This is a genomic window from Duncaniella dubosii (assembly GCF_004803915.1).
In the GTDB taxonomy this organism is placed as follows: domain Bacteria; phylum Bacteroidota; class Bacteroidia; order Bacteroidales; family Muribaculaceae; genus Duncaniella; species Duncaniella dubosii.
In genome coordinates this window covers 2868067-2893276 of the sequence record NZ_CP039396.1, presented here as the reverse complement: position 1 = coordinate 2893276, position 25210 = coordinate 2868067, and the positions used below count along the sequence as shown (strand labels likewise).

Annotated in this window: 18 protein-coding genes, 1 other RNA gene and 6 pseudogenes; 8 read left to right on the top strand and 17 right to left on the bottom strand. The window is 50.3% G+C overall.

Annotated features, from left to right (window positions below; translation table 11 throughout):
* Positions 1-92: 92 nt before the first annotated feature.
* The 6 genes and pseudogenes from tnpC (E7747_RS12920) to E7747_RS12895 all read right to left on the bottom strand — a co-directional run.
* Positions 93-1694 (bottom strand): IS66 family transposase, encoded by a 1602-nt coding sequence (gene tnpC / locus E7747_RS12920; protein ID WP_136413423.1) that lies wholly within the window; start codon positions 1692-1694, stop codon positions 93-95.
* Positions 1695-1772: 78 nt separating this feature from the next.
* Entirely contained in the window at positions 1773-2129 is a 357-nt protein-coding gene (gene tnpB, locus E7747_RS12915) for an IS66 family insertion sequence element accessory protein TnpB (protein ID WP_136413421.1), read from the bottom strand.
* Entirely contained in the window at positions 2116-2532 is a 417-nt protein-coding gene (locus tag E7747_RS12910; RefSeq protein ID WP_136413419.1) for a hypothetical protein, read from the bottom strand. The genes tnpB (E7747_RS12915) and E7747_RS12910 overlap by 14 nt, the downstream gene beginning before the upstream one ends.
* Before the next feature lie 69 nt (positions 2533-2601).
* A pseudogene (locus E7747_RS12905) lies at positions 2602-3786 on the bottom strand (N-6 DNA methylase); the annotation flags it as partial.
* Entirely contained in the window at positions 3776-4228 is a 453-nt protein-coding gene (locus tag E7747_RS12900) for a DUF1896 domain-containing protein (RefSeq protein WP_136416395.1), read from the bottom strand. The pseudogene E7747_RS12905 and the gene E7747_RS12900, both read right to left, overlap by 11 nt.
* Before the next feature lie 167 nt (positions 4229-4395).
* A pseudogene (locus tag E7747_RS12895) lies at positions 4396-5352 on the bottom strand (DNA topoisomerase); the annotation flags it as partial.
* A 4-nt stretch (positions 5353-5356) separates the two neighbouring features.
* Between E7747_RS12895 and E7747_RS12890 the strand changes: the two are divergent.
* From E7747_RS12890 to tnpC (E7747_RS12880), 3 genes are all read left to right on the top strand, one after another.
* Complete coding sequence (locus E7747_RS12890) at positions 5357-5773, top strand: hypothetical protein (RefSeq protein WP_136413419.1); 417 nt, start codon at positions 5357-5359, stop codon at positions 5771-5773.
* Positions 5760-6116 (top strand): IS66 family insertion sequence element accessory protein TnpB, encoded by a 357-nt coding sequence (gene tnpB / locus E7747_RS12885; RefSeq protein WP_136413421.1) that lies wholly within the window; start codon positions 5760-5762, stop codon positions 6114-6116. The genes E7747_RS12890 and tnpB (E7747_RS12885) overlap by 14 nt, the downstream gene beginning before the upstream one ends.
* A 78-nt stretch (positions 6117-6194) precedes the next feature.
* On the top strand, positions 6195-7796 hold the full coding sequence (tnpC, locus tag E7747_RS12880; protein ID WP_136413423.1) for an IS66 family transposase: 1602 nt from the start codon (positions 6195-6197) through the stop codon (positions 7794-7796).
* Between the two features lie 62 nt (positions 7797-7858).
* On the opposite strand, the pseudogene E7747_RS12875 reads toward tnpC (E7747_RS12880), so the two are convergent.
* The 4 genes and pseudogenes from E7747_RS12875 to E7747_RS12860 form a co-directional block, all read right to left on the bottom strand.
* Positions 7859-9063, bottom strand: a pseudogene (locus E7747_RS12875) (DNA topoisomerase); the annotation flags it as partial.
* A gap of 60 nt (positions 9064-9123) precedes the next feature.
* Positions 9124-10696, bottom strand: a pseudogene (locus E7747_RS12870) (DUF4099 domain-containing protein).
* Positions 10697-10715: 19 nt separating this feature from the next.
* On the bottom strand, positions 10716-11066 hold the full coding sequence (locus tag E7747_RS12865) for a helix-turn-helix domain-containing protein (RefSeq protein WP_121737173.1): 351 nt from the start codon (positions 11064-11066) through the stop codon (positions 10716-10718).
* Positions 11067-11069: 3 nt separating this feature from the next.
* A complete protein-coding gene (locus E7747_RS12860; RefSeq protein WP_417010937.1) occupies positions 11070-11429 on the bottom strand; it encodes a helix-turn-helix domain-containing protein in 360 nt (119 codons plus the stop codon).
* Positions 11430-11637: 208 nt separating this feature from the next.
* Between E7747_RS12860 and E7747_RS12855 the strand changes: the two genes are divergently transcribed.
* Entirely contained in the window at positions 11638-11931 is a 294-nt protein-coding gene (locus E7747_RS12855) for a helix-turn-helix domain-containing protein (RefSeq protein WP_120467378.1), read from the top strand.
* Positions 11932-11970: 39 nt separating this feature from the next.
* Complete coding sequence (locus tag E7747_RS12850; protein ID WP_120467380.1) at positions 11971-12276, top strand: helix-turn-helix domain-containing protein; 306 nt, start codon at positions 11971-11973, stop codon at positions 12274-12276.
* A gap of 80 nt (positions 12277-12356) precedes the next feature.
* Here the strand turns inward: E7747_RS12850 and E7747_RS12845 are convergent, their stop codons facing one another.
* Positions 12357-12719, bottom strand: a complete 363-nt coding sequence (locus tag E7747_RS12845; RefSeq protein WP_120467382.1) for a RhuM protein — start codon at positions 12717-12719, stop codon at positions 12357-12359.
* Between the two features lie 12 nt (positions 12720-12731).
* Positions 12732-13966, bottom strand: a pseudogene (locus E7747_RS12840) (site-specific integrase).
* A gap of 398 nt (positions 13967-14364) precedes the next feature.
* Here E7747_RS12840 and rnpB point away from each other — a divergent pair.
* Together rnpB and E7747_RS12830 are read left to right on the top strand one after the other, a co-directional pair.
* An RNA gene (gene rnpB / locus E7747_RS12835) (RNase P RNA component class A) lies at positions 14365-14819 on the top strand.
* A 36-nt stretch (positions 14820-14855) separates the two neighbouring features.
* Entirely contained in the window at positions 14856-15707 is an 852-nt protein-coding gene (locus E7747_RS12830) for an SGNH/GDSL hydrolase family protein (protein ID WP_228449165.1), read from the top strand.
* Here E7747_RS12830 and E7747_RS12825 read toward each other — a convergent pair whose 3' ends face one another.
* The 5 genes and pseudogenes from E7747_RS12825 to E7747_RS12805 all read right to left on the bottom strand — a co-directional run bounded on the left by E7747_RS12825 (position 15708) and on the right by E7747_RS12805 (position 22820).
* Positions 15708-16487 carry a YaaA family protein gene (locus tag E7747_RS12825; RefSeq protein WP_228449321.1) on the bottom strand — a complete coding sequence of 260 codons (780 nt, stop codon included), beginning with the start codon at positions 16485-16487 and terminating at the stop codon, positions 15708-15710. It abuts the gene before it with no gap.
* An 80-nt stretch (positions 16488-16567) separates the two neighbouring features.
* Positions 16568-18586 (bottom strand): NAD-dependent DNA ligase LigA, encoded by a 2019-nt coding sequence (gene ligA / locus E7747_RS12820; protein WP_136416391.1) that lies wholly within the window; start codon positions 18584-18586, stop codon positions 16568-16570.
* A 56-nt stretch (positions 18587-18642) separates the two neighbouring features.
* Positions 18643-20157 (bottom strand): glutamine synthetase family protein, encoded by a 1515-nt coding sequence (locus E7747_RS12815; protein ID WP_228449164.1) that lies wholly within the window; start codon positions 20155-20157, stop codon positions 18643-18645.
* Positions 20158-20466: 309 nt separating this feature from the next.
* Positions 20467-22043 (bottom strand): annotated as a pseudogene (locus E7747_RS12810) (peptide chain release factor 3).
* 147 nt (positions 22044-22190) lie between these two features.
* On the bottom strand, positions 22191-22820 hold the full coding sequence (locus E7747_RS12805; protein ID WP_228449163.1) for a M15 family metallopeptidase: 630 nt from the start codon (positions 22818-22820) through the stop codon (positions 22191-22193).
* Between the two features lie 288 nt (positions 22821-23108).
* Here E7747_RS12805 and E7747_RS12800 point away from each other — a divergent pair, with 288 nt between their 5' ends.
* On the top strand, positions 23109-25145 hold the full coding sequence (locus tag E7747_RS12800; protein ID WP_136416385.1) for a tetratricopeptide repeat protein: 2037 nt from the start codon (positions 23109-23111) through the stop codon (positions 25143-25145).
* The last annotated feature ends 65 nt before the right edge of the window (positions 25146-25210 follow it).

Genomic DNA, 25210 nt, shown 5'->3' with positions numbered 1-25210 from the left:
GTTTAATCGTGCGCACCGCCTTCGGGATATTGGTACAACCGTCCGCGACAGCAGGTATAGCTTAAAAAAATAGCCGTCCAGGTTTTGGGCGGCTATTTTTGTGAGAGTTTCCAGCGGTCGGGAAGCAGGTCGCGGTATTTTTCGATCGGGGTGTTTGGCGGCCATGCGGCACATCGGTCGATTATGTCGCAGAAGTAGTCGAAGACGTTGACTCCGCAGCGGTGGCAGGTGATCGCAAGAGAGTGGTACAGGGCGGCGGCTTCGGCTCCGGAGTGGGAGCCGATTGTAAGTCGGCGACGGGTCAGGGATATGTAGCGGTTGATTCGCTCGACTTCGTTGTTGTCGAGTCTGTAGGTGGGTGAGGCAAAGATGCGTGGTATCTCGTCCCATTGTTTGAGTGCATGTTCGGTGGCGGCGAGCAGCGGGTCGTCGGGTGGCACGCCGATGCGGTCTTTGACTGCTGTCAGTCTCATGCGGATTTTCTCGAGCATCACCTTGGAGTATCGTTGTCTCCACTCAAGGTGCTTTCCCGCCGTCCATCCGTCTTTGCCTATGCGGTGCTGATGCTCGAAGTGGTAAAGGAGTCCGAAGAGCTTTGCTATTTCCTGCGCCTTTGGATTGTCTTTCAGATCGAGAAACTTTCGCTTGATGTGCTGCAGGCATGGCAAGCGTTTTATCCCGCTCATCCCACCGATTCCGATATGCCGGTATCCCGAGTAATAGTCGCACTGGAAGGCTCCGTTGAAGCCTTTTATGTGTTGCTCGAAGACTTCGGCCGAGCGGGAGCCGTCGTCATAGAAGAAGTACACAAGCCCGGTTGTCATGCCGACGAACACCCATATGTAGCCTTTCTTGATCTTTCTTCCCGAAGGAGTTGCCACCTGCAGCCGCACTTTCTGATAGGTCTCGTCACCGCAGATATAATTGTCCGCGACTATTGCCTGACCCAGCGCCTTGTATAGATTTTCCAGATGTACCCTTACCTTACTTACGAGCTTCTGTGCGGTGCCTTTGTCAAGGTCGAAGCCGTGGGCACGGAAGTATTCGACAGCATTTTCAAGTGGCATGCAGTGGAGATAGCGTAGCTCGGCGAGTCCGGCTATGAAGGAAGATGTATACTGCGAGTTAAGCAGCGGTGTGGCGGGTGCGGAACCTTTGTATATTTTCTCGTCCTGCACGTATTTTCTGACCTTGTAGATAATTTTTTTGAAGCGCATCGGCTCCATGACGTAGCGCACGACATCGCACTCGCCGATAAACGTCGCCGCCTCGGGATTGAAGTCCGGACTGTCAGGCTCCACTATAATGGTCTCCACCTCACACTCCGGATGCGTCTTCCTTTTGGCGCCGTTGTTGGTACGTTTCTTCTCTGGCTTCTGCTGTCGAGTTTCGGATGTGGCAGGAGTCGTCACCGGTTTCTTCTGACGCTCCGACGGCGAGCCCTGCAGACGCTGCACTGCCTGACGCGCGGCTTTCTCTTTGCTCAGTTCCGCACTTTTGCCTTTCATAGCCTCCTCCATTGAGGCCATTTGCTTGCGCAGTTCATCTACAGTCGCCACAAGCTTCTCGTTGGTCGACTGCAGCTTTTCATTGGATAAAGTAAGCGAGCTGACAGAGGCCAACGCCTCGTCGAGCCGCCCTTGAAGGAACTCGATCTGACGTTGCAGAAACTCTATCAACTCGTTCTTTTTCATGGTGTAAAGTTACAAAAAATATCTGACATTTGCAACTTTCCACGCCATTTATTTATTTGATTAACAAATTATTAAGCCTTATTTTACGGCCATTCTGAAGCGATTTTCGACCATCACCTTCACAGGCGTGAGGCCCCTCATCAGCATATAGAAATCGTCCCATTGGAGCCTGCGCACGCCGTCATCGCCCTTTTTGAGCACCTCCCGGAAACGGCCTCGCGACAGTCTTTTTGTGTACATCAAAAATCCGTCGCCATCCCATTTCAACGCCTTCATGGTCTTGCGGTCCTTTGAGAAAAACACATACACATCGCCCGATGCCGGAGAATGCCCCTTCCACGACCACACCATCTGGGCCAGACCCCGGATGCCGTAGCGCATCGATACCGGCTGCCGGCATACCCAGAGCCGCATATCCGCCTCAAGACTCCACATCACTCCTGCGTGTCATGACATCCACCAGAAGCGCCAGCCCCTCCGCGCTTATCTCTCCCAGACTCACGCCTCGGCCCCAACCGAGTTCGATGTGCACGTCACGCACGACACTGGTGGCACCGACATCCCGGCTCTCATCCGCAACCTGAATACCGGGAACCTTAACCTCCCGGAATAACGGCCCGCCACCTTCCCGCGACGAATCCGGTCTCTCCGGCAGACTGCGTTGATAATCGCTTATGCTGATTTTGCGGCGCCGAAGCCACTCATAAAGCCGCTGGACGTTGACGCCGGTACCGGCACAGAAACGGTTCAATGCGATATAGCCGTCTGTCTCGCATTGATTCTTGTAACGCGTCCATGTCTCTGAATAGACATCGGACAAAGACTTGTTATAACCCATGATTCTTTTTGTCGACAAAGATACAACTCTCTTTCGGAGTTCGTCAATATGCTATCGCGGATGGTTGTACGTACTTTCCGTTTGCGTTGGATGCAGGCTGTGTTTTTCGTAGAGTTCCCTGTTGAGTTGGTGCAGTTCTATTTTCAGATGTTCCCGTAAGTCTTCCGCCAGTTGTGCGGTGTCACCCCTGTGCATGAGTTTATAGGCAGGCTTTCCGTAAGGGTCGGTACTTTTGGTCAAATCCGTGTGGGAAAGCGAACCAATACTCCATACATACCCGTTTACGGAAGTGCCGATAGGGGTCTGTTCGGTTTGCACAAAGAGTTTCTCGTTATAATACAGTTCCCCGTTCTTTCCGCTGTTCTTTTGCAGGATAATCAAATCACTGCCCACCTCCGTACCCGCATTTTCCGTAAAGAGGTTGTTTGGCAGACGGGCAACGCCCACAAGATTGGCATGGTTCATCATATACTCGCGTATGGGCGCATTGGTCGGAGCATCCAACACCCCCTGCGAGGTAATGAACGCCACGATTCCGCCTTCACGCACCGCATCAAGGCTTTTCAGAAAGAAGTAGTTATGTATCGTCCGCGCCGCCGAGTGTCTTGCGGGATCATGACTGTTGGTAAATTCTGGGTCGAACACCGCCACATCACCAAAGGGGATATTGGATATAGCCAGATCAAAATGGTTCATGAACGGCTTTTCAATTTTCTCGTACCCCTGTATCCTTACTTTCTGGTCGGGATGCAGGTGTTTCAATATCTTGCCCGTCATCAGGTCTTTCTCAAAAGCCATGATGTCCGTGTCCGGCTTGTTCTCTAATACGGCATCCACAAATGCGCCAACACCTGCCGACGGTTCCAATACCCGGTCGGGGCGTATGCCGTGTTCATGCAGCACGTCCGCAATAGTGCCTGTTATCTCCGGCGGTGTATAGAAGGCGGTCAGGACGGATTGCTTCATGGCATCCATGTACCGCTTATACTCCGTATCGTCTTTTGTATTCTCCCGTAGTAACTTGTGCAGTTCCACAGTCGGGGCAAACAGTTCGAGGTCGGATTTCGCCCAATGAACGGCATCCGTCAGTTCCTTTGCTGGGTTAAGTATGCACTTCAGTCCACCGAAACCGCAATAACGCTCCAACAAGAGCCTTTCGCGTGCGGTGGGGGTGCGTTGTTCCCTGTCAAGGACGAATGCCGTCCGTATCGCCTCAATGTTGTCCCGCAACTTTTGTTTGCGGTTAAACGCCATATTCCTCTATATAAAGGACGACAGCCCCCGTCAGCTCCGTATAGAGCAGGTCATAATCGGGCGACAGGGCGAAATTGTCATCCGAAAGGTCATAAATGGAGAATACGTTTCCGACAAGCGGCAGCAGTTTTCGGGTAAAGGATTCACGCTCCGCTTCCGGCACGTCGTCGGCAAACTCGTTCTCTACGACTTCGCACAGGATGGCGTACTTGGAGTAGCGAAGCCCCTCCGTCAGCGTGCGCATAGCCAATTCCTGCGCACCTGCGGCGGGATAGCCTTCGAGTATTGCCCGTTCATACGTTCCGGCGGCACGGTCGGCGCGTTCACGGATGAAGGCTTCGTCGGAAGCCTGTTCAAACCTGTTCGTGCGGAGATAGTCCAGCAGATACAGACCGTAGTAGGAAAAGTCGGTCTGCCCCTCGTTTTTCTTCTTGTTGTTCATTACTTTGGAATTTAGTGGATTGGTAAATCATGACCGGGATAATTGTCTGAAAGGAGAAAGAAAAGGCACTCGGTATCCCTCCGAGTGCCACCACTAAATCCAAAGCATGAGTGTAATCCGGTATCGAAGAACAATTCATTACTCTGAATCAGTGGCAAAGTTACTCATTATTTTCTTCTTCTCGCAGAGGTTGCCTTACTTTTCCTTTCGGGGAACACGAAAGTCGTGTTATACTCCCCGTCAAAGGCTACTATGGCATCGAAACTCTTGCCCTGCTTGCTCTTGAAGCCTTTGAGCAGCTTCGTGTGTCCGTCTGTAAGCAGGTCTTTGATCTCGTCATCGGTGAGGGTACGGTTTGACTTCAGGCGGAACACGGGCAGCCCGCATTCCGCGTTGTCGCAGCGGACGACCTTGCCGTAGAACTGCATACTGCCCGTTCCGCACTTGGGGCACTTGCAGCCCGAATCCCTGCGGGAGAACAGCTTGTCGCACGAGAGCAGTTCGGAGGTGATTTCGCGTGTGTAAGCCTCTATCTCCTTGCGGAAAGTGTCGGCGGGCAGCTCGCCACGCTCGATGCGTGCCAGATTCTTCTCCCATTCGCCCGTCATGGCGACGTCAGCGATGCGCATCGTCTTCACGACCGAATGGAGGGCAAGCCCTTTTTCAGTCGGCACAAGCGACTTCTTGCAGCGTTCCATGTATCCGCGCTTGAAGAGCGTTTCGATAATCGCCGCACGGGTGGCGGGGGTGCCGATGCCGCAGTCCTTCAATGCCTGCCGCAGTGCGTCGTCCTCAATCTCCTTGCCTGCCGTTTCCATTGCGGACAGTAGAGTGGCTTCGGTATGCAGCGGCTTGGGTTTGGTCTTTCCCTCCGTGATGGAAGCGGCTTTCAGTGCCAGCGTATCGCCTTCCTGCCAGCCGGGGATGATGGTTTCCTCTTTCTCTTCCTCGACATAAACGGCACGCCACCCGGCTTGTTTGATGATGCTGCCTTTTGCCACGAACTCTACTCCGGCACACTCCGCCGTAACAGTAGCGGTGTCTTTGACGCATTTTTCGTACAACCATCCGCGATAGCATATTGACGAACTCCGAAAGAGAGTTGTATCTTTGTCGACAAAAAGAATCATGGGTTATAACAAGTCTTTGTCCGATGTCTATTCAGAGACATGGACGCGTTACAAGAATCAATGCGAGACAGACGGCTATATCGCATTGAACCGTTTCTGTGCCGGTACCGGCGTCAACGTCCAGCGGCTTTATGAGTGGCTTCGGCGCCGCAAAATCAGCATAAGCGATTATCAACGCAGTCTGCCGGAGAGACCGGATTCGTCGCGGGAAGGTGGCGGGCCGTTATTCCGGGAGGTTAAGGTTCCCGGTATTCAGGTTGCGGATGAGAGCCGGGATGTCGGTGCCACCAGTGTCGTGCGTGACGTGCACATCGAACTCGGTTGGGGCCGAGGCGTGAGTCTGGGAGAGATAAGCGCGGAGGGGCTGGCGCTTCTGGTGGATGTCATGACACGCAGGAGTGATGTGGAGTCTTGAGGCGGATATGCGGCTCTGGGTATGCCGGCAGCCGGTATCGATGCGCTACGGCATCCGGGGTCTGGCCCAGATGGTGTGGTCGTGGAAGGGGCATTCTCCGGCATCGGGCGATGTGTATGTGTTTTTCTCAAAGGACCGCAAGACCATGAAGGCGTTGAAATGGGATGGCGACGGATTTTTGATGTACACAAAAAGACTGTCGCGAGGCCGTTTCCGGGAGGTGCTCAAAAAGGGCGATGACGGCGTGCGCAGGCTCCAATGGGACGATTTCTATATGCTGATGAGGGGCCTCACGCCTGTGAAGGTGATGGTCGAAAATCGCTTCAGAATGGCCGTAAAATAAGGCTTAATAATTTGTTAATCAAATAAATAAATGGCGTGGAAAGTTGCAAATGTCAGATATTTTTTGTAACTTTACACCATGAAAAAGAACGAGTTGATAGAGTTTCTGCAACGTCAGATCGAGTTCCTTCAAGGGCGGCTCGACGAGGCGTTGGCCTCTGTCAGCTCGCTTACTTTATCCAATGAAAAGCTGCAGTCGACCAACGAGAAGCTTGTGGCGACTGTAGATGAACTGCGCAAGCAAATGGCCTCAATGGAGGAGGCTATGAAAGGCAAAAGTGCGGAACTGAGCAAAGAGAAAGCCGCGCGTCAGGCAGTGCAGCGTCTGCAGGGCTCGCCGTCGGAGCGTCAGAAGAAACCGGTGACGACTCCTGCCACATCCGAAACTCGACAGCAGAAGCCAGAGAAGAAACGTACCAACAACGGCGCCAAAAGGAAGACGCATCCGGAGTGTGAGGTGGAGACCATTATAGTGGAGCCTGACAGTCCGGACTTCAATCCCGAGGCGGCGACGTTTATCGGCGAGTGCGATGTCGTGCGCTACGTCATGGAGCCGATGCGCTTCAAAAAAATTATCTACAAGGTCAGAAAATACGTGCAGGACGAGAAAATATACAAAGGTTCCGCACCCGCCACACCGCTGCTTAACTCGCAGTATACATCTTCCTTCATAGCCGGACTCGCCGAGCTACGCTATCTCCACTGCATGCCACTTGAAAATGCTGTCGAATACTTCCGTGCCCACGGCTTCGACCTTGACAAAGGCACCGCACAGAAGCTCGTAAGTAAGGTAAGGGTACATCTGGAAAATCTATACAAGGCGCTGGGTCAGGCAATAGTCGCGGACAATTATATCTGCGGTGACGAGACCTATCAGAAAGTGCGGCTGCAGGTGGCAACTCCTTCGGGAAGAAAGATCAAGAAAGGCTACATATGGGTGTTCGTCGGCATGACAACCGGGCTTGTGTACTTCTTCTATGACGACGGCTCCCGCTCGGCCGAAGTCTTCGAGCAACACATAAAAGGCTTCAACGGAGCCTTCCAGTGCGACTATTACTCGGGATACCGGCATATCGGAATCGGTGGGATGAGCGGGATAAAACGCTTGCCATGCCTGCAGCACATCAAGCGAAAGTTTCTCGATCTGAAAGACAATCCAAAGGCGCAGGAAATAGCAAAGCTCTTCGGACTCCTTTACCACTTCGAGCATCAGCACCGCATAGGCAAAGACGGATGGACGGCGGGAAAGCACCTTGAGTGGAGACAACGATACTCCAAGGTGATGCTCGAGAAAATCCGCATGAGACTGACAGCAGTCAAAGACCGCATCGGCGTGCCACCCGACGACCCGCTGCTCGCCGCCACCGAACATGCACTCAAACAATGGGACGAGATACCACGCATCTTTGCCTCACCCACCTACAGACTCGACAACAACGAAGTCGAGCGAATCAACCGCTACATATCCCTGACCCGTCGCCGACTTACAATCGGCTCCCACTCCGGAGCCGAAGCCGCCGCCCTGTACCACTCTCTTGCGATCACCTGCCACCGCTGCGGAGTCAACGTCTTCGACTACTTCTGCGACATAATCGACCGATGTGCCGCATGGCCGCCAAACACCCCGATCGAAAAATACCGCGACCTGCTTCCCGACCGCTGGAAACTCTCACAAAAATAGCCGCCCAAAACCTGGACGGCTATTTTTTTAAGCTATACCTGCTGTCGCGGACGGTTGTACCATTTTTCAGAGAAAGCCTCAATCATGCGTCCGGCAATCATCTGATAGACGGTATTATCTTCTTTGGAGAGGAACAGCGGTTTCTCGCCCGTGACGAGTAGGGCATGGTGGTCTGTTACCTTGCCGCCGTCCACGCTGCGGCGTGTAGGCACTGCCTTCGGATTGACTTTGTCTTTCCATTCGGGCAAGTTGCCGATGAAGGCGAGCAGCTTGGGGATTTCCACGAACACGTCTTCGGGATGTAGCGGCTTCCGGTTCTCGGATAGGTGATAAGTTTCTTCTCGTAGAGCTTCTGCGCGATTTCAAGTGTCTGCTCCGCCGTGAAGCCGTGTTTGGCGTTGGCCTCCTTCTGGAGCGTGGTCAGGTCGTACAGGAGAGGAGTGTCCTCTATCTTCTCCTTGCGCTCGGCTTTCGTGACGGTGGCTGTGCCTGCTTCCTTCACCTTATTATATAGTTCCGTCGCAGGCTCTTTTGCTTTCCATTTCTCGGAAGAGGAGAATTTCACCACTTCGCCGTTGCCATCGTCGGCGGCAATATGGAGCTGCCAGAAAGGTTCCACCGTGAAACGACGGTTCTCCCAGTAACGTGCGCATACCATTGCCAGCGTGGGTGTCTGTACCCGTCCGACGGAGTACGTGCCGTGTCCGGCGGCGATGGAGAGTGCCTGAGTGCCGTTGATACCCACGAGCCAGTCGGATTCGCTCCGCGCTTTGGCAGCAAGATAGAGGTTGTCATACTTGCTGCCCGTTTCAAGGTTGCGTAATCCCTCGCGGATAGCCTTGTCGGTAAGCGAGCTTATCCAGAGGCGCACGAAAGGAGTAGTACATCCGATATAATGGTAGAGGTATCGGAAGATAAGTTCACCTTCTCGTCCTGCATCGGTCGCCACGATGATCTGTTCGCTTTCCTTGAATAGCCGGGTGACGGTCTTGATCTGCGACACCACGCCGCTGTCGGGCTTGTAGCCCTTGTCCGTCTTTACCTGACGGGGAACGAGCGTGAAGGTATCCGGTATGACGGGCAGGTTGTCGCGGACGAAGCCGCGTATGCCGTAGCCGTCGGGCATGGCAAGCTGCACGAGGTGTCCGAACGCCCATGTCACGGCATAGCCGCCTCCCTCGAAATATCCTTCCTCTCTTTTTGTCGCGCCCACGATGCGGGCGATCTCACGTGCCACGGATGGCTTTTCAGCAATGATTGTCTTCATGTTTTTTTCTGTTTTGAAATTTTACAAATGTTTACTTCGGATTCAGTGGCGGACACAGGGTTACATCCTCATGCCCTTGTTTCTCTTTTTGCCGTTCTCCTGCTGCTGTTGCTGCGCGGTGTCCTTCGGGGCGGTCTGTCCCTCCCGCAACGGCTCTTTCAGGTTCTTGGTCGCTTCGTTGGTCTTGCCCTCGCTGTTCACCGCCACCTGCGTGCGGCTCTCGTTGGAGGGTGCGACCTTCTGTGCGTTGTCGGGGTCGGTGTCGTAGCGGTACGGACGTCCCTTCTCCGGATTGAACCTGATGTACATCGTGGCGTGGAAGCCCTGCTTGTCGGTCACGTTCTCCAGTTTCACGGCTTTGCCCGCCACGTAGTCGGCTTTCTGCTGCTCGGTGAACTCCACGCCGCTCCATTTGCTGATGGGGCGGATACTGCCGTCGGCGTTCGTCCACGAGTTGCGGCGTTGCCCGTTCTGTATGGCTGCGGCGTTCTCCGCGTCCTGTGCCTGTCCCTGTATGGGATTGTTCTTGGCTTCCTGTGCCTGTGCGGCACGGGGCGACCTGCCGGTCCCCGGCACGAACTCCACACCGCGCTGCTCCACGTTCACCTGAAGGGTGGTGACGAACTTCCTGCCGTCCTTGCGCTCGATAAGTTTGTCGCGCACGGGCAGCCCGGCGCGGAGCATGTCCTGCTCCTGCTTGGTGATTTCCGTCTTGCCGATGCGCTCCGGTATGCGCACCTTGTTTGCCGGGATGTCGGTAATCTCGTTCGTCTTGCGGTCGATGCTGATGAACGAGGGGATGATCTCGCCCGTTTCCCTGTCCACGATGTCCACGACCCTGCCGAGGTTGCCCGTTTCGCGCAGGTTCTTACGGTCTTCATCGGAAAACTTGTGTTCCTTGTACTCGTCGAGCTTCTGCTCCTTGCGTATGAAGTGCGGCACAAGGCTGACATTACCCTCGCTGTCTTTCTTGAAGGAGAGGCGCGCGTCCAGCTCGAAAGCCTCGCCGCCGAAATTGGGCGACACTCTCACCAAATCGGATTTGCCGTAGTTGAGCATCTTGGTCAGGTCGCCGGACTTCTCAAGGTCATCGCGTTTCACACCCCATTTCTCTTCCAGCTCCTGCCAGTTGATCTTGCTCTCGTCGATGGGCTGGTAGCCCCGGTTGCCCTGCGTCTGCTGCGGGCTTTCCTGATTCTGTTCATTTTTCTGTTCCATTTCTTCCTGTTTTTTAGGTTCTTCCTGTTTCTGTTCAGGCTTTTCAGCCGCCTGTTCCTCCTGCACTTTCTTCTCGTAGCCGGAGGTGTCCACCTTGTGGGGCGCAAGCATCTCCTTGTTGCCGTCGGGGTCTTTCAGCAAGTCCTTGATAACCTCCAGCAGTTTGTCGGCTTGGTCTGCCGCGACACGGTAGAAACCGAAGCGGCTGGGTTCCTTACACTGCCGGAAGAAGTTCTTGAAGAAGTTGTCCAGCACGTCGCCGTGGCGGTCGAATTGCAGGAAACTTTGCGCGTTCTCCGCTTTCGCGGGGTGCGCTTGGGGAGCCGTCGGCGTTCAGCCCGGCTACCACGCTGATTTCGCCCGTCTTCTCGTCACGGACAATCAGCACGTCCTTTTCGTCTTTTTTCTTTGCCATCTGAAAAATGTTTTAATGGTTATTTTTGAAAGAAATTATGGATACGAGCCTTGTAGAAGGCTATATCTTCTTTTTTGAAGTCCTTTACGTGTCCGGAAAGGAACGTCAGCACGTCCTCCTCGCTGTAATAGGTCTTTTTGCCGAGCGTCTTGTACGGCAACGCGCCGGTGCTGCGGTAGCGTTGCAGGGTGCGCTTGCTGATCTGGAGCAGCATGCAGAGGTCCTGGTTGTCGAACATCCTGATACGGTCCATCGGGTCCGGGGCTTTGCCGGACGGCTGCAAGGAAAGCAGCAGTTCGTCCTGACGGTCGAGCCGTTCCGTCAGTTTCCGCATCCAGTCCTCGAAATTGTTTCGGGTAAGCAGTTCCATACGTCACGTCCTCCTTCCTCTGGGTTTGCCGCCGCCCGTGCGCAGCGTGTGGTTGCGTTTCAGTTCCGTCGGTGTCGCCGCGTCCTCCACCACGGTGCAGTCCGCAAGCAGGCGGTCGATTTCAGACTGCCGGTAGCGGCACTTGCCGCGCAGCACGACATAGGCGATGCGCTGTTCGCTGCGCATGCGCTGGAGGGTGCGGCAACTCACGTTCAGCAGGTGCGCCGCCTCGCGGGTGGTGAGCAGCCTGTCGGGGGATTCTCCCTTGCTTTCGCCCGAAACGGCACGCACGTGTGCCGCTATTTCGGCTATCTGTTCCGTCAATGCGGTGAAGGCGGAACTTTCCATCGTTATCACTTTCATATTCAGTCCTTTCTTTTGGTTTCTGTGGCAAAATTCGGCAATAAACCAAAGGGGCTTTAACAGCTCACTACGTGTCTCACGTAAGATTTTTATGGGAAATGGCTCCGTAACCCGGACAGACAGCGCAACATACAGCCTTTTAGCGGGAAACGGCTCGTGTTCACGGCTGTGACGTTACCTTTGTGGCAAACTCTGAAATGTTTTGCTTATGGAAATAGTATCTATCGAGAAAAGTACCTTCGAGATGATGGTGGCGTCCTTCAACGCCCTCTCGGAGAAGGTTGCCGCCTTGAAGCGCAAGAGCGACGGAGGGCGGCTGGAAAGGTGGCTCACGGGCGAGGAGGTCTGCGGGCAGTTGAGGATCAGCCCGCGCACGTTGCAGACGTTGCGCGACAGGCGGCTTATCGGCTACTCGCAGATTAACCGCAGGTTCTATTACAAGCCGGAGGAGGTCAAAAGGCTCATTCCGCTTATCGGCACGCTCTATCCCGGCGCAAGATGATTTGATTTTTATTATTCACAACCCACTGAATCCGAAGTTATGATGAACGAGAACAATGAAGTGTTTACGATGGAGGACGAGCCGCTTGCCACCGTGGTGCAGAATATGCGCAAAGGCTCGAAATGGCTCTCCGCCTTTCTGGAAAGTTACCGCCCGCCGCTGGACGGGGAGCGTTACCTGACGGACAGGGAGGTGGCGGTACTGCTCCGTGTCAGCCGCCGCACCTTGCAGGAGTACCGCAACAACAGGGTGCTGCCCTTTATCCTTTTAGGCGGGAAGGTGCTTTACCCCGAATCGGGGCTGCGGGAACTGTTGGAAGCGAATTACCGCAAGCCGCTGGAATAAAAGAAGCCTGAAAACGAAAAAAGGAAACGGACAACTCAAATTGGGCTGTCCGTTTCCTTTTTGTTGGCACGTATGCGTGTTCAGCAATACCCGGCTTTTCCGTTCTGTATGAACATCACGTATGCCTGCCGCTTCTCCTTCGAGAGTGCCTTGCCCACCAGCCACGTGCGGAACACATGTGTGCAGTAAGTGTTCAGCCGGAAGGCGACGGGGATGATGATTTCAAGCGAGTAAACATCCGCGTACAGCCCGTTTTCAAGTTGTATGTAGCGGCACACTTCGTAATCGCTCAGCACGTCCGTCTTTAGAACGGCCCTGATGGCGGCGTTCACTGCCGGGACGCCCGTATGGAACAGTCCGGCGATTTCTCCGGCGGTCATCCATATCTCGTTACCGGTTACGCGGACCGCCTTGTCCTCTATGATGATTATGTCACGTTTCATGGCTTTTCTTTTTTAGATGGTGCAACCTGCAAATTCCTCAATCGTGTTCAATCTCGCGGCAAGATTCTCCATGTCTTGGTTGAGCTTCTCTTTGGTTATTTTCGCGTATATCTGCGTTGTCTTTATGCTCTTGTGCCCTAACATGGAACTCACAGTTTCGATAGGCACTCCGTTGGAGAGGAACACCGTCGTGGCTGCCGTGTGGCGGCTCTGATGCCACGTGATATGCTTGGTGATGCCGCAACGCTTGGCGACGGCACGGATTCCGTACAGGCAGGTCATGTAGTGCGGCACGGGGAATATCCTCCCGTCCTCGCACAGACCCCGGTATTTGTCGATGATGCGCTTGGCTATGTCAAGCAGCCGGATATTGGAAACGACACCTGTTTTCTGGCGGTTGATGTTTATCCACTCGTGTTCGTCGAAATAGGTGCGGATATTATCTTCCGTCAGGTTGCGCATGTCGGCGAACGACAGGCCCGTGAATGCGCAGAACAGGTATAAATCACGGTATAGCTCCTGCTTGGCGTTCTTCAGTTTGCCCTCCATCAGCAGCCGGATTTCCTCTTTCGTCAGGAAGCTGCGGGTCGTTTCTTCCTTCTTGATTTCATACTCCCTGAACGGGTCGCGCGTGAGCCACTCGTTGTTGATGGCGATGAACACCATCGTCCGCAAGGGCAGACATACAGCCACACGGTATTGGTGCAGCAGTGTTTGTCAGTGCGCAGGAACATCTCGAAGTCGGAGATGAAAGCGGGCGTAAGCTCTTTCAGGGCGATGTCCTTCACACGGTAGCGGATGGTGAGGAACTCTTGCAGGTGCTTGTAAACGGTCTTGTACTTCAAGAGCGTGCCTTTGGCTTTCATACCGGCCTCCACCTGTTTCTCGTAGTCCTCGTTGTGCTGCCGGAACACCTGCATCAGCGTGTGGTAGCGGTGTTCCAGTCCGAGAAAAGCGTTTTTGACCTTTTCTGCCGTGACGAAGTTGTCACGCTCCATGATTTCCTGATAATGTTTGTTGATGCGCACCCGCATCTTGTCAAGCATGCGGTTCGTTTCGAGTGCCGCCGTGCTTCTGCCCGTGACACGTCCCCCTTTGGTGTCCCACAGCTTGGGATCGACGGTCAGTTTGCAGCTGAACTGCGTCTGGCTGCCGTCCACCGTTATGCGTCCCATGACGGGCACTGTCCCGTCCTTTTTCACTACCTGACGCTTGAGGTAGTAGATTACTGAAAATGTACTCTTCATCGTCCTTAATTTTTTTAGGTTCAAAATTAGTTGGTGAAGAGTCCGGTGTCGGTACGCAAAACGGGGAGGAACGGCGCAATCTTTTTTCGTGACCGGATTTGTTGCGTGAGTTGTCAATAACTCACTAATCCTTAACGTCTTGTTTCGCTGTCCGTGTCCGTTTGTCGCCCTTTCGGGCATGGTTACGGACAAGTAACGTAGCGGCGTCCTGATTTGGCTTCAGCGGTGATTGCGATGGCTTCACGAATAATCGGAAGCACGACTGAAACCCCTGTAACTCAATTCTATCACTATATCTTTCCGCATTTCACTTTTTTGTAGTAACTTTGCGGCATAAAAATACAATAAATCCTCATCAATGGCAAAGTTTTTGAATTTTATTTGTATCTTTGCCGACGGTAGCAGGACGCTTGTGTCGCTTGCTGATGGAGGTTGATCTCCGGAGCGGCAAGAGGAAAGTCCGGGCAACACAGAGCACCATACTTTCTAACAGTGAGCTGTCGGCGACGGCAGAGTAACGTGACAGAAAATAACAGCCTCAGCCACTTTCGAGTGACCGGGGCAATGGTGAAAAGGTGGGGTAAGAGCCCACCGGATGTCGTGGTGACACGGCATGCCGCACGTCTTATGGGTTGCAAGGCCATGTATACCGGCGCGTGACATCCTTTAATGGATTTGGTCACAATGGGTTGCTCGTCCATTGCCGGGGGTAGGCTGCTGGAGTGCTGAAGCAAAGCGAAGCACCGATTAGATAAATGACACGGGCGCTGTGGCAACCTTTAGGGCAGAAATCCGTAAGCCCCTGACAGAAGTCCCACAGTGACATAACCCGGCTTATAGTCCTGCTACCTTTTTTCTTTTTTACATAATTTGTCAAACAGGTCTTACCATGAAACTGCCAAAATCTATTATATGTCTCTCCACCGCATTACTGCTATCGTCAATCAACGCATACTCTCACGATGGACATACACATGCTCCTACAGTCAATGTTCCGGCCGAAGACATCAATCTGTCAACTTCATGGAACGGTAAGAAAGTGGCATTTCTCGGTGACTCTATGACAGATCCCAAAAACAAATCCACCAAAAAACATTATTGGAAATATCTTGAAACCTTAATGGGTATCAAGCCATGTGTTTTTGCCCGAAGTGGCTATAAATGGGACGGCATCTATAAAAAGGCTGAAGAGATGAAGACTGCTGTCGGAGATTCTATCGACGTGATTATTATATGGGCAGGGACAAACGACTATAACCACAGCATTCCCGTCGGACAATTCTTCACAGAGACAACCGATAGTGTAAACGTCAACGGTCATATCGAACAGAGAAAGCACAGGACATTTGAAATGAACGACTCGACTTTCACAGGCAATATCAACCGTGTGATGTCATATCTTAAACATAACTATCCGACAAAACAGATAATAATCATGACTCCGATCCATCGTGGTTACGCTAAATTTAACGACAATAATGTACAGCCGAATGAAAATTATGCCAACGGGCAAGGATTATATGTCGAAAGTTATATAGACATTCTCCGACAGGCAGCAACATTGTGGGCCGTTCCAATGATAGACCTATATTCTGAAAGCGGGCTTTTCCCTATGGAGCACAAGCATGACATATATTTCCATCATGCCGAGACAGACCGTCTGCATCCGAACGACAATGGGCATTATCGGATAGCACGCACTATTCAGGCGAAGCTCAGCTCAATCTCACCTACATTCTAATCAATTATCCGCAATTGAATGGAATAAAATATTTCCCGATACGTCAATAGAATCAGGACCAATATAGCCGTCACCGATTATTGAGACCAATTGTTCGGGCGACATGATATCTTCGTTAATAATCTGACGTAAAAGCCGTCCTCGCAGAGTTTTCAACCGTCCGGCATTTGGAGTGCGCATGACAGCGCCAGGATGAACCTCTTTAAAATCTGCTTTCCAGACTTTGACCCGACTATTTATAACTTTCCAGTCGATGCAACGTGCAGCATCACCCGGCAGCAGATTTAAAACATCATGACAATCTTGCTTTTCGATTTCTTTCAACAGGAGTTTTGTCACACTGTCACGCCAATATGAAGAAAATGTCTTTCCGTCAGGAGCAAGCGGTGTCGTGAAATCAAAACGATAACTCTTGATTATGTCATCAGGTTTCAGCCATCCATAGAGAGATGAGATTATTCTCACCCTCCCATTTGTCCGAACTCTTGATGCCTCGCCTAAAGTCTGATAAGAAAACGCTTTAAAGACCACTCCCATAAAAGCATTCATAGCTTTAGATCCTGATGCCTTGTTTGGAAACTCGTAAATCATCTGCTGGAGCTTCCTGACCATAGGCAGACTGAGTTTCACTGATCCACAAAGCGACTCGACACTCAGACTACGCAAATTTGACATAATTTCGGCAGCGTCCGATTCAAGAGCCGGACGGTGTGACATGTAATCACATTCATTAATCATGCCGTCGCAAGGTGTCATTGTCTTTGATTCAGCAATAAGCATCAGCATAAGCAACCGGTTTATGTTTGACAAAATGGTCATTTCTGCCGATATTCACAGAAATGACCATCCCTATCTTCTGTTTACTTTCCTATCATCTCCAAAAAGGCTGATTCATCTATGACAGGCACTCCAAGCGAACGGGCTTTTTCAAGTTTGGCCGGCCCCATATTGTCGCCAGCGAGAACAAATGATGTCTTCTTTGAAATCGAACCGGAATTCTTACCTCCGTTTTTCTCAATCATTTCCTTATATTCCTCCCGCGAATGGAGGGAAAAAACTCCACTGATTACGATGGTCTTACCGGCAAGGATATCGGAATGGCCCGATTTATCCTCTTCCGGCATCTCCATCTGCACACCGGCTTCACGCAAGCGCTCGACTATAGTCCTGTTGGAATGGACACAGAAATACTCTATAACCGCATCCGCAATCTTCGGACCAATATCGTCGATAGCAACCAATTCTTCACGACTCATGGCAAGAAGCGTATCGATATCCCCCACTCCACGCGCAAGCTTTCGTGCGACCGTCTCACCGACAAATGGTATGGAAAGCGAATAGACCACTCTGTCAAAAGGCACAGACTTGGAGGCTTCGACTCCTTCGAGAATTCTCTGCGCAGTACGAGGTCCGACTCTTTCGAGAGCTTCAAGGTCGGATGCTTTCAACGTATAGAAATCAGCGATATCCTTCACAAGCCCGGCATCATAAAGAAGTGCGGCATTCTCCTCTCCTACACCTTCAATATCCATAGCATGACGGCCAACAAAATGTTCCAACCGTCCTATAAGCTGCGGACGACATCCATATTTGTTGGGACACTGCCAAGCAGCTTCACCGGGAATACGAATCAGAGCTGTTCCGCAATCCGGACAAAGGGTGACAAACCTGACAGGCGCGGCATCATTCTCACGCGCGGCAGTGTCGACTCCTGTTATCTTCGGAATAATCTCTCCGCCCTTTTCCACATAGAGCATGTCGTGTTCATGTATACCGAGTGTCTTCACTATGTCCTCATTGTGAAGAGAAGCACGTTTCACTATCGTACCTGAAAGCAATACAGGTTCAAGATTCGCCACAGGTGTCACTATGCCCATACGACCAACCTCAAACGAGACAAAACGGAGTCGGGTCAAAGCCCTTTCAGCAGCAAACTTGTAGGCGATAGCCCAGCGCGGCGACTTTGAAGTATAGCCAAGATTTAACTGCTGGCGAAGATTGTTGACCTTAAAAACAAGTCCATCCGTCGCAACAGGCAGCTCTTTGCGCTCAATGTCAAGCCTTCTGATAAATTCGTCGACCTCTTCGATTGAATTCATCAGCGTCATCAGGCTACTGACCTTGAATCCCCATTCTTTTGCACGCAACATGTTGTCGTAATGATTGTCACACGGAAGTTGATCGGAAATAAGATAGTAGAAATATGCGTCAAGACCACGACGCGAGACAATCGAAGAATTCTGCATCTTCAGAGTTCCTGCCGCCGCATTGCGCGGATTGGCAAACAGAGGCTCTTCGTTGAAAGCACGTTCCTCGTTGAGACGGTCGAAAGCTTTCCAAGGCAAGACTATCTCGCCTCTTATTTCAAATTTATCAGGGTATCCCTCTCCGCGTAGTTTGAGAGGGATACTCCTGATTGTTTTTACGTTTTCAGTAACATCATCGCCCTTTTCACCGTCTCCTCTGGTGACAGCACGGACAAGTCTGCCTTTTTCATAAATCAGCGAGATACTCGTACCGTCAAACTTCATTTCACCAACAATAGGAACTGATTTCAAACCTGACGAATTTCCAAGTAAATCATTGCAGCGTCTGACCCAGTCATCGACTTCTTCAACACTATATGTATTGCCAAGCGACAACATGGGATGCTGGTGCACCACCTGCTCGAAGCCCTTTGTTATATCTGATCCGACACGATGAGTTGGCGACAGAGGGTCGTCAAATTCAGGATTCTCAGTTTCAAGCTTTTCAAGCTCCTTCATCAGCATGTCGTATTCATAGTCGCTAATCTCAGGGGCATTATTAACATAGTAGGCATGGTTGTGTCGGTCGAGCTGTTCGCGTAGCTCGTAGATACGTTGTTCGACAGATGACATTGGTCAAAATAGGGATTAATGTTACTTAATATAAGATCTGTTTAAATCATAAAATGCTAACCGCAATAGAAATAACGGCTGACAAGTTTCTGAAGTTCGACAGGGTCAGACTTCAGACGTTCGGCAAGATGCTTGTCGTCAAAACTTCTAAGCTGACGAATGACATCGTCAATCATTGCCTTTGCAAATACATTGCGAGACTCATAAATGGCACGTTGTTTTTCAAGACATTCGGCCGACTCCACGCAACATGTCGGCAGAGTCTCAAGTCCGGCAAGCCTTGAAGCATTTTCTTTTGCATGGATATTTACATCGACATAAGTGCGCTTGGCAATCTCAAGAGCTTCTTTCTCGTCCATTTCGAATCCGAGACGCGCACCCACACAGAGAGCAGCAAGAAGTTCATAAACATTCGCCGAGCAGTCAGGAGAGCGCATCTCGAATGTCTGCTTTGCATAAGTTTCCATGTCACAACGATCTGATGGATTAACCTGCACGCACATATCTTTGCCGGAGGTCCAACCAAGCGGCACTCTGACCAGTACCGAGCGATTGCGGTCACCCCAGCAGATATTGGTCGGGGCTTCCTGATGGGGGACAAGGCGCATATAGCTTGTCGGATTCTTATTGCCGAATGCTGTGATTGAAGGTGCGAGAATCATCAGACCGGCAATCACTCGGCGTGCTTCATCACTAAGTTCCCGCTTAGTATTCTGAGTCACATTCATACCGTCTTTCATGAGCCGCATGTGGATATGGAAACCCGAACCGGCCTTGCCGACCGTGATTTTAGGTGCAAATGTTATATCAAGTCCCTCCTTTGCGGCAAGTTCACGAATAATCCATTTGGCAAGCAACAACTGGTCTGCCGCCCGGAGCGCCGGATTCGGAAGAAATTCAATCTCGTTCTGCTCATAAATGAGCGAATTGTGTTTGAAGTTTCCGACTTCGGAATGTCCGTATTTTATCTGTCCTCCCGTCGATGCAATCAGCGACATTGCTTTTGTGCGAAAATCGTTGAATTTGGCAAACGGACCGGATTCGTGATACCCTTTCTGATCGGTTGCAGGGAAAGTCCCGGGATCTGTGCCTATGACATAGAATTCCAATTCTCCCATGCACTCGAATTCAAGCCCCGACACCTCAGTAAACTCCCTACATGCACGTTCAAGAATCTGACGCGGATCTGAATCAAGCGGACAGCCGTCTTTGTCGAAATAGCTGCACAGCAATGTCAGTGTCGGAATTTCGGCAAACGGGTCACGGAAAGCCGATGAATAACGCGGTATTACATACAGATCGCTTCGGCCTGCTTCAATGAAAGGAAAGAGACTCGAACCATCTACACGCTCCCCTGTTGAAAGAATAGTTTCGAGATATTCAAGCGAATTGATTACAAAATTAAGAGTCTTCAACCGACCGTCGGCAGCGACATACATAAAATTGACCATTTCAATTCCTTCCTGACTGATATAGTCAATGATGTCAGGCCTCGTAAAATCAGCTGATGATTTTCCAAGAGTCCGCTCTACATGGTTACGGCTCATGGCAAATGAATTTTTGCTTTCCATCGGTAATATTTTTCGGTTTTTATGATTAAAGTTAACAATGCAAATATACCACTTATTTTAATCATAATAATGTCCTTTCATCTGAAAAAATCAATCTTTTCTCTATCAATCCAGACAATTAACATCACCGCAAATTCATCTGCATGAATAATAAATTTTTGACTCATATTCATTAATGACAAAATAACGACATGTAGATAACACGTCCATCTCACCTCATAATTACAACATCCAGCCATCTAAAAGAACCCCGCCACACCACTGTAGGCATGACGGAGAAATACAGACAGAATGTTATCGCAAAATTTATTAAAATTCACTGGTAAAGTGAAAGCGAATCTGGGAAAATCACTCTGGGCCATCTGAAGCACATAGTTTGAATCCGCGAGGAACACATCACGCCCTTCACGGTCAACAGCCATGAACTGGAATTTGCGTTTTTTGAACGCGGCAAGAGCCTCGGCATCGTCACTTTCAATCCAGCACGCCTTATAGAGCGAAATTGGTTCCCAGCGACACTGAGCACCATATTCATGGAGCAGACGATATTGAATCACCTCAAACTGAAGCTGTCCGACCGTACCGATAATCTTGCGTCCGTTGAACTGGTTGACAAACAGCTGAGCAACGCCCTCGTCCATAAGCTGCTGTATACCCTTATCAAGCTGTTTCGTCTTCATCGGGTCGGAATTCTCAATATATTTGAACATCTCCGGCGAGAAGCTCGGAAGCCCCTTAAAATGAAGTGATTCACCTGAAGTCAGAGTATCACCGATCTTAAAGTTACCTGTATCGGGAATACCGACTATATCACCGGGGAAGGCCTCATCGACAATATTTTTTTTCTGAGCCATAAATGCTGTCGGAGCAGCAAACTTCATGGTCTTGCCCGAACGGATGTGACGATAAGGAGCGTTACGCTCAAACTTTCCTGAGCAGACTTTCACAAAGGCGATACATGAGCGGTGGTTAGGATCCATATTGGCATGAATCTTGAACACAAAGCCCGAGAAACCTTCCTCGTCAGGCTTGATTTCACGCTCTTCAGAAGTTGTCGGACGTGGTGCGGGAGCTATCTGTACAAAACAGTCAAGCAGCTCCTTGACACCAAACGTATTGAGTGCCGATCCAAAGAACACCGGTGCAACTTTTCCCTCAAGATATTCCTCAACGTTAAATTCGGGATAAACGCCTTCAATAAGTTCAAGGTCCTCACGAAGTTTGGCCGCGTCAGTCTCGCCAACACTTTCGTCAATACGTGGATCATCAACAGAGTCGATCTCCACACGTTCGCTGACACGTTGCTTGTCAGGAGTAAACAAATCGAGAGAGTGCTCGAAAATATTATACACACCCTTGAACTTGGCACCTATATTAATAGGCCATGACAGAGGACGCACCTTTATTTTCAGTTCACTCTCAAGCTCGTCGAGAATATCAAACGGATCACGACCCTCACGGTCAAGCTTGTTGACAAAAATAATAACCGGCGTGTTTCGCATACGACACACCTCCATAAGCTTTCGGGTCTGCTGTTCGACACCCTTGGCAACGTCGACAACGATAATAACGCTATCGACCGCAGTCAGCGTGCGGTAAGTATCCTCTGCAAAATCCTGATGACCCGGGGTATCGAGAATATTTATTTTATAATCTCCATAATTGAAACCCATCACAGATGTAGCGACAGAAATACCACGCTGTTTCTCAATCTCCATCCAGTCGGAGGTGGCAGTCTTTTTAATCTTGTTAGACTTGACAGCTCCCGCCACGTGAATTGCACCTCCGAAAAGGAGTAGTTTTTCAGTCAAGGTGGTCTTTCCCGCGTCAGGATGCGAGATAATCGCAAAAGTGCGCCGGCGCGCTATTTCTTCTTTCAATGCCATAGGAATATTGCTATTATTTTTCGTTCTTTTACAGATTGGTTTTGTCAAGATACCCTGACAATCATGCCGGACAGACATCTCCGTCCGAAATCGGATGCAAAATTAGTGAAAATTTATGATTTTACACATAGACGACATGCTCGCCTGTCAGAAATCGAGCAATTTATATGCGGCTTGTGCCTGACGCTTGCTGACAAAATTAAAATGCCACCACTCCGTCCTCAGAGGTTTGAATCCGGCAGCGGTCATCACACGCCGGAGCAAAAGACGGTTCTGGTGTTCAGTCTCCGATATGACACCATTACGAACCATCCGTTCTTCCTTATCAATATTGGCTTCGGAGCCAAGGTGGTCTACGGGAGTTCCCATCGCAAGCTCATTTCCGTTTTCATCAACAATCGTTATGTCTACTGCAAGGCCATAGTTATGCAGTCCTCCTCCTTTTGACGGATTAGCGACATAGTTGGTTTTCGGTGTGCCCTGAACCGCTGAAAACATTCTCCGTTGGACGCTCATAGGGCGTGCCGCGTCTTTCACAAGCAGATTGTAAGAAGGGAAAAGCTTGTGAAGCTCTTCCTGAGCCTTCAGAAGCGCCTTGGCAGCATCGGGATGAAGATAGGCATCACGGATATCATCATAAAGAGTCACTTCTGTGAAGTTGTCAGGTGCGGCATACATAAGCCGTACCTTTATAGTCGTGTCCATCCTATTGACAGCCACGAAACCTCTCGCCTCCAAAACCTCTGAAAGAGAGGCGGCATAAATATGAGTTCCCATACATACAAATAAGGCCATAAGCAATATTCTGAACCTGCTAATGGCATAGTTATAAACACAATCAGATTCCATTTTTAATCATACCGAAAACAGTATTGCAAAATTAATCAATTATTTCCCATAAGAACAAATCATAAAGGCATTCCGGCTATAAATATACTCCCTGATTCATTCGGACCGCAATCGCGTCCACTAAAATTCCAAAATTTCCTTAAATTTTTCGTCGTTTTCTCATAAAACACTACATTTGCCGTTAAATAAAAATCAGAATCATCATATTCAACGCAAATGTCGCGATTATATCAGTCTGCAATTGTAATCACATTGCTATTCTCCACATTCATCTCCATCCGCGCACAAATCAATACCGAGCAGGTGCTTAGAATTGGTGCAAACACCCATTATTTCGAAGATTACATACTGTCAATCCAATATTTTAATCAGGTTATAAGTGTGAATCCGAAACTGGCAAAGCCATATTTCTACAGAGCTATTGCCAAACTCAATCTTGACGATTTCGCCGGTGCAGAAGAAGATGCGACGCTCGCTATCGAACGCAACCCGTTCATTGTCGATGCCTATGAAGTCAGGGGTGTCGCACGCCAGAACCAAGGGAAAAACCGAGAAGCCATCGAAGACTACAACAAAGTGCTTGAAATGCTTCCTGAAAGCAGGGGAGTAATGTTTAACAAGGCGATGGCACAGAACGAGGTCAAAGATCGCGAAGGAGCTTTGAATACATTTGAATCACTGCTCAAAAAATATCCCCGCTTTGAAAACGGCTATCTTGGTCGGGCCCGCATACGACTTGAAGAAAAGGACACTGTAGCCGCGAAAGCCGACATTGAAAAAGCCCTGTCAATAAACTCGTCTGCCATCAACGGCTATCTCATGCGGGCCGACATCGCCATCCACTCAGGACAGGACTACAAAAGTGCTCTCGGAGACATGGATATGGCCATCAAACTACAGCCTGAGAATGCGGGATTCTATATCAACCGTGCATATCTCAGATATATGACCGATGATATCTACGGAGCATTCGATGACTATGAACATGCGTTGAAACTCAATCCGCTTAACACTTTGGCGCTATTCAACCGAGGTTTACTCCGAGCAGAAGTCCATGACACTAACAAAGCTATTGAAGACTTTTCATCTGTCATCAATCTTAACCCTGACGATTACAAGACGCTTTATAACCGTTCTATACTGTTAGCCGAAATCGGCGACTTCGACAGTGCTCTCGCCGACCTCAACCGTGTGATTGAAGCTTATCCCGATTTTGCGGCTGCATACTTCCTGCGCTATGACATCAAACGTCGCAAAGGGGATATGGCATCTGCCGAAAAGGACTATAACAAATCACTCGCTCTTGCAAAAACAAACGTACAAGTCCCGGCAGACCGTCAGTTCGCGGGCAATGCAGGCTCTTCAACCGACGAAAGCGCCAAAAATGGCAGAGACAATGATGAGCGCCCGCAGGTGACAGAGACGCAGGAACAGGTGAAAAAACGGTTCTCTTCGCTTGCCACAATCTCCGCCAGCGCAACCAACGAGAATGAAATCGCAACAATCCGTGGCAAGGTACAGGATCAGGATATCCGAGTGGAACTCGAACCGATTTTTATCGTGACATATTATACCTCGCCCACCGAGATAAAGCTAAACAGCGAGTATATCCGCGAAGTGAACGAACTCAACGCCACAGGGCTACTACGGTTTATCCTTCAGGTAACGAATCGCGAGGCAAGCATCAAAGGGCCGGAAGCCGACGAGACCCACCGCTCGTCAATAAATTTCTATAACTCCTACATCGCCAATCATCCACCGCGAGCCATTGACTATTTCGGTCGTGCAATGGATCTGTACACCATCGAAGATTATTCCAATGCAATTTCCGACCTTGACAAAGCGATTGAGCTTACACCTGACTTTGCTCTCGCCTATCTGCTCAGAGCACAGATCCGCTACAGCATGAAAGGAGGAATGAACCGTGAAAGCAGGACATTGCTGACAGCAAATGAGACCGAAGAAATTCTCCATGATATTGACAACGCTATCAGGTTGTCACCATTCATGCCTGTAGCCTATTATAATAAAGGTGTGATTCTTGCCGAAACCGGCCGTCTCGACGATGCTGTCAAGGCTTTTACCAAAGCAATTGAGCTTAAACGTGACTTCGGAGAGGCTTTCTACAACCGAGGATTTGTCTATCTGACAATGGGCGACAAGGCAAAAGCATTCCCCGACCTCAGCCGATCGGGCGAACTTGGCATAGTCCCCTCCTACTCTCTGCTTAAGCGGATGACCTCTGATCATTAAAACACTGGAAACAACGATAACCATAACGGCATTGTAAACTAAAACAAGACGGCAGACAGTGCCAC

Excerpts from the sequence above, each read along its gene's own strand:
- ligA (WP_136416391.1), bottom strand. The coding sequence starts at position 18,586 with ATGTCATCTGTCGAACAACGTATCTACGAGCTACGCGAACAGCTCGAC.
- E7747_RS12830 (WP_228449165.1), top strand. The coding sequence starts at position 14,856 with ATGAAACTGCCAAAATCTATTATATGTCTCTCCACCGCATTACTGCTA.
- E7747_RS12815 (WP_228449164.1), bottom strand. The coding sequence starts at position 20,157 with ATGGAAAGCAAAAATTCATTTGCCATGAGCCGTAACCATGTAGAGCGG.
- tnpC (WP_136413423.1), top strand. The coding sequence starts at position 6,195 with ATGAAAAAGAACGAGTTGATAGAGTTTCTGCAACGTCAGATCGAGTTC.
- tnpB (WP_136413421.1), top strand. The coding sequence starts at position 5,760 with ATGTGGAGTCTTGAGGCGGATATGCGGCTCTGGGTATGCCGGCAGCCG.
- E7747_RS12865 (WP_121737173.1), bottom strand. The coding sequence starts at position 11,066 with ATGGAACTGCTTACCCGAAACAATTTCGAGGACTGGATGCGGAAACTG.
- tnpB (WP_136413421.1), bottom strand. The coding sequence starts at position 2,129 with ATGTGGAGTCTTGAGGCGGATATGCGGCTCTGGGTATGCCGGCAGCCG.
- E7747_RS12850 (WP_120467380.1), top strand. The coding sequence starts at position 11,971 with ATGATGAACGAGAACAATGAAGTGTTTACGATGGAGGACGAGCCGCTT.
- tnpC (WP_136413423.1), bottom strand. The coding sequence starts at position 1,694 with ATGAAAAAGAACGAGTTGATAGAGTTTCTGCAACGTCAGATCGAGTTC.
- E7747_RS12825 (WP_228449321.1), bottom strand. The coding sequence starts at position 16,487 with ATGCTTATTGCTGAATCAAAGACAATGACACCTTGCGACGGCATGATT.
- E7747_RS12845 (WP_120467382.1), bottom strand. The coding sequence starts at position 12,719 with ATGAAACGTGACATAATCATCATAGAGGACAAGGCGGTCCGCGTAACC.
- E7747_RS12890 (WP_136413419.1), top strand. The coding sequence starts at position 5,357 with ATGGGTTATAACAAGTCTTTGTCCGATGTCTATTCAGAGACATGGACG.
- E7747_RS12860 (WP_417010937.1), bottom strand. The coding sequence starts at position 11,429 with ATGAAAGTGATAACGATGGAAAGTTCCGCCTTCACCGCATTGACGGAA.
- E7747_RS12910 (WP_136413419.1), bottom strand. The coding sequence starts at position 2,532 with ATGGGTTATAACAAGTCTTTGTCCGATGTCTATTCAGAGACATGGACG.
- E7747_RS12800 (WP_136416385.1), top strand. The coding sequence starts at position 23,109 with ATGTCGCGATTATATCAGTCTGCAATTGTAATCACATTGCTATTCTCC.
- E7747_RS12805 (WP_228449163.1), bottom strand. The coding sequence starts at position 22,820 with ATGGGAACTCATATTTATGCCGCCTCTCTTTCAGAGGTTTTGGAGGCG.
- E7747_RS12900 (WP_136416395.1), bottom strand. The coding sequence starts at position 4,228 with ATGAACAACAAGAAGAAAAACGAGGGGCAGACCGACTTTTCCTACTAC.
- E7747_RS12855 (WP_120467378.1), top strand. The coding sequence starts at position 11,638 with ATGGAAATAGTATCTATCGAGAAAAGTACCTTCGAGATGATGGTGGCG.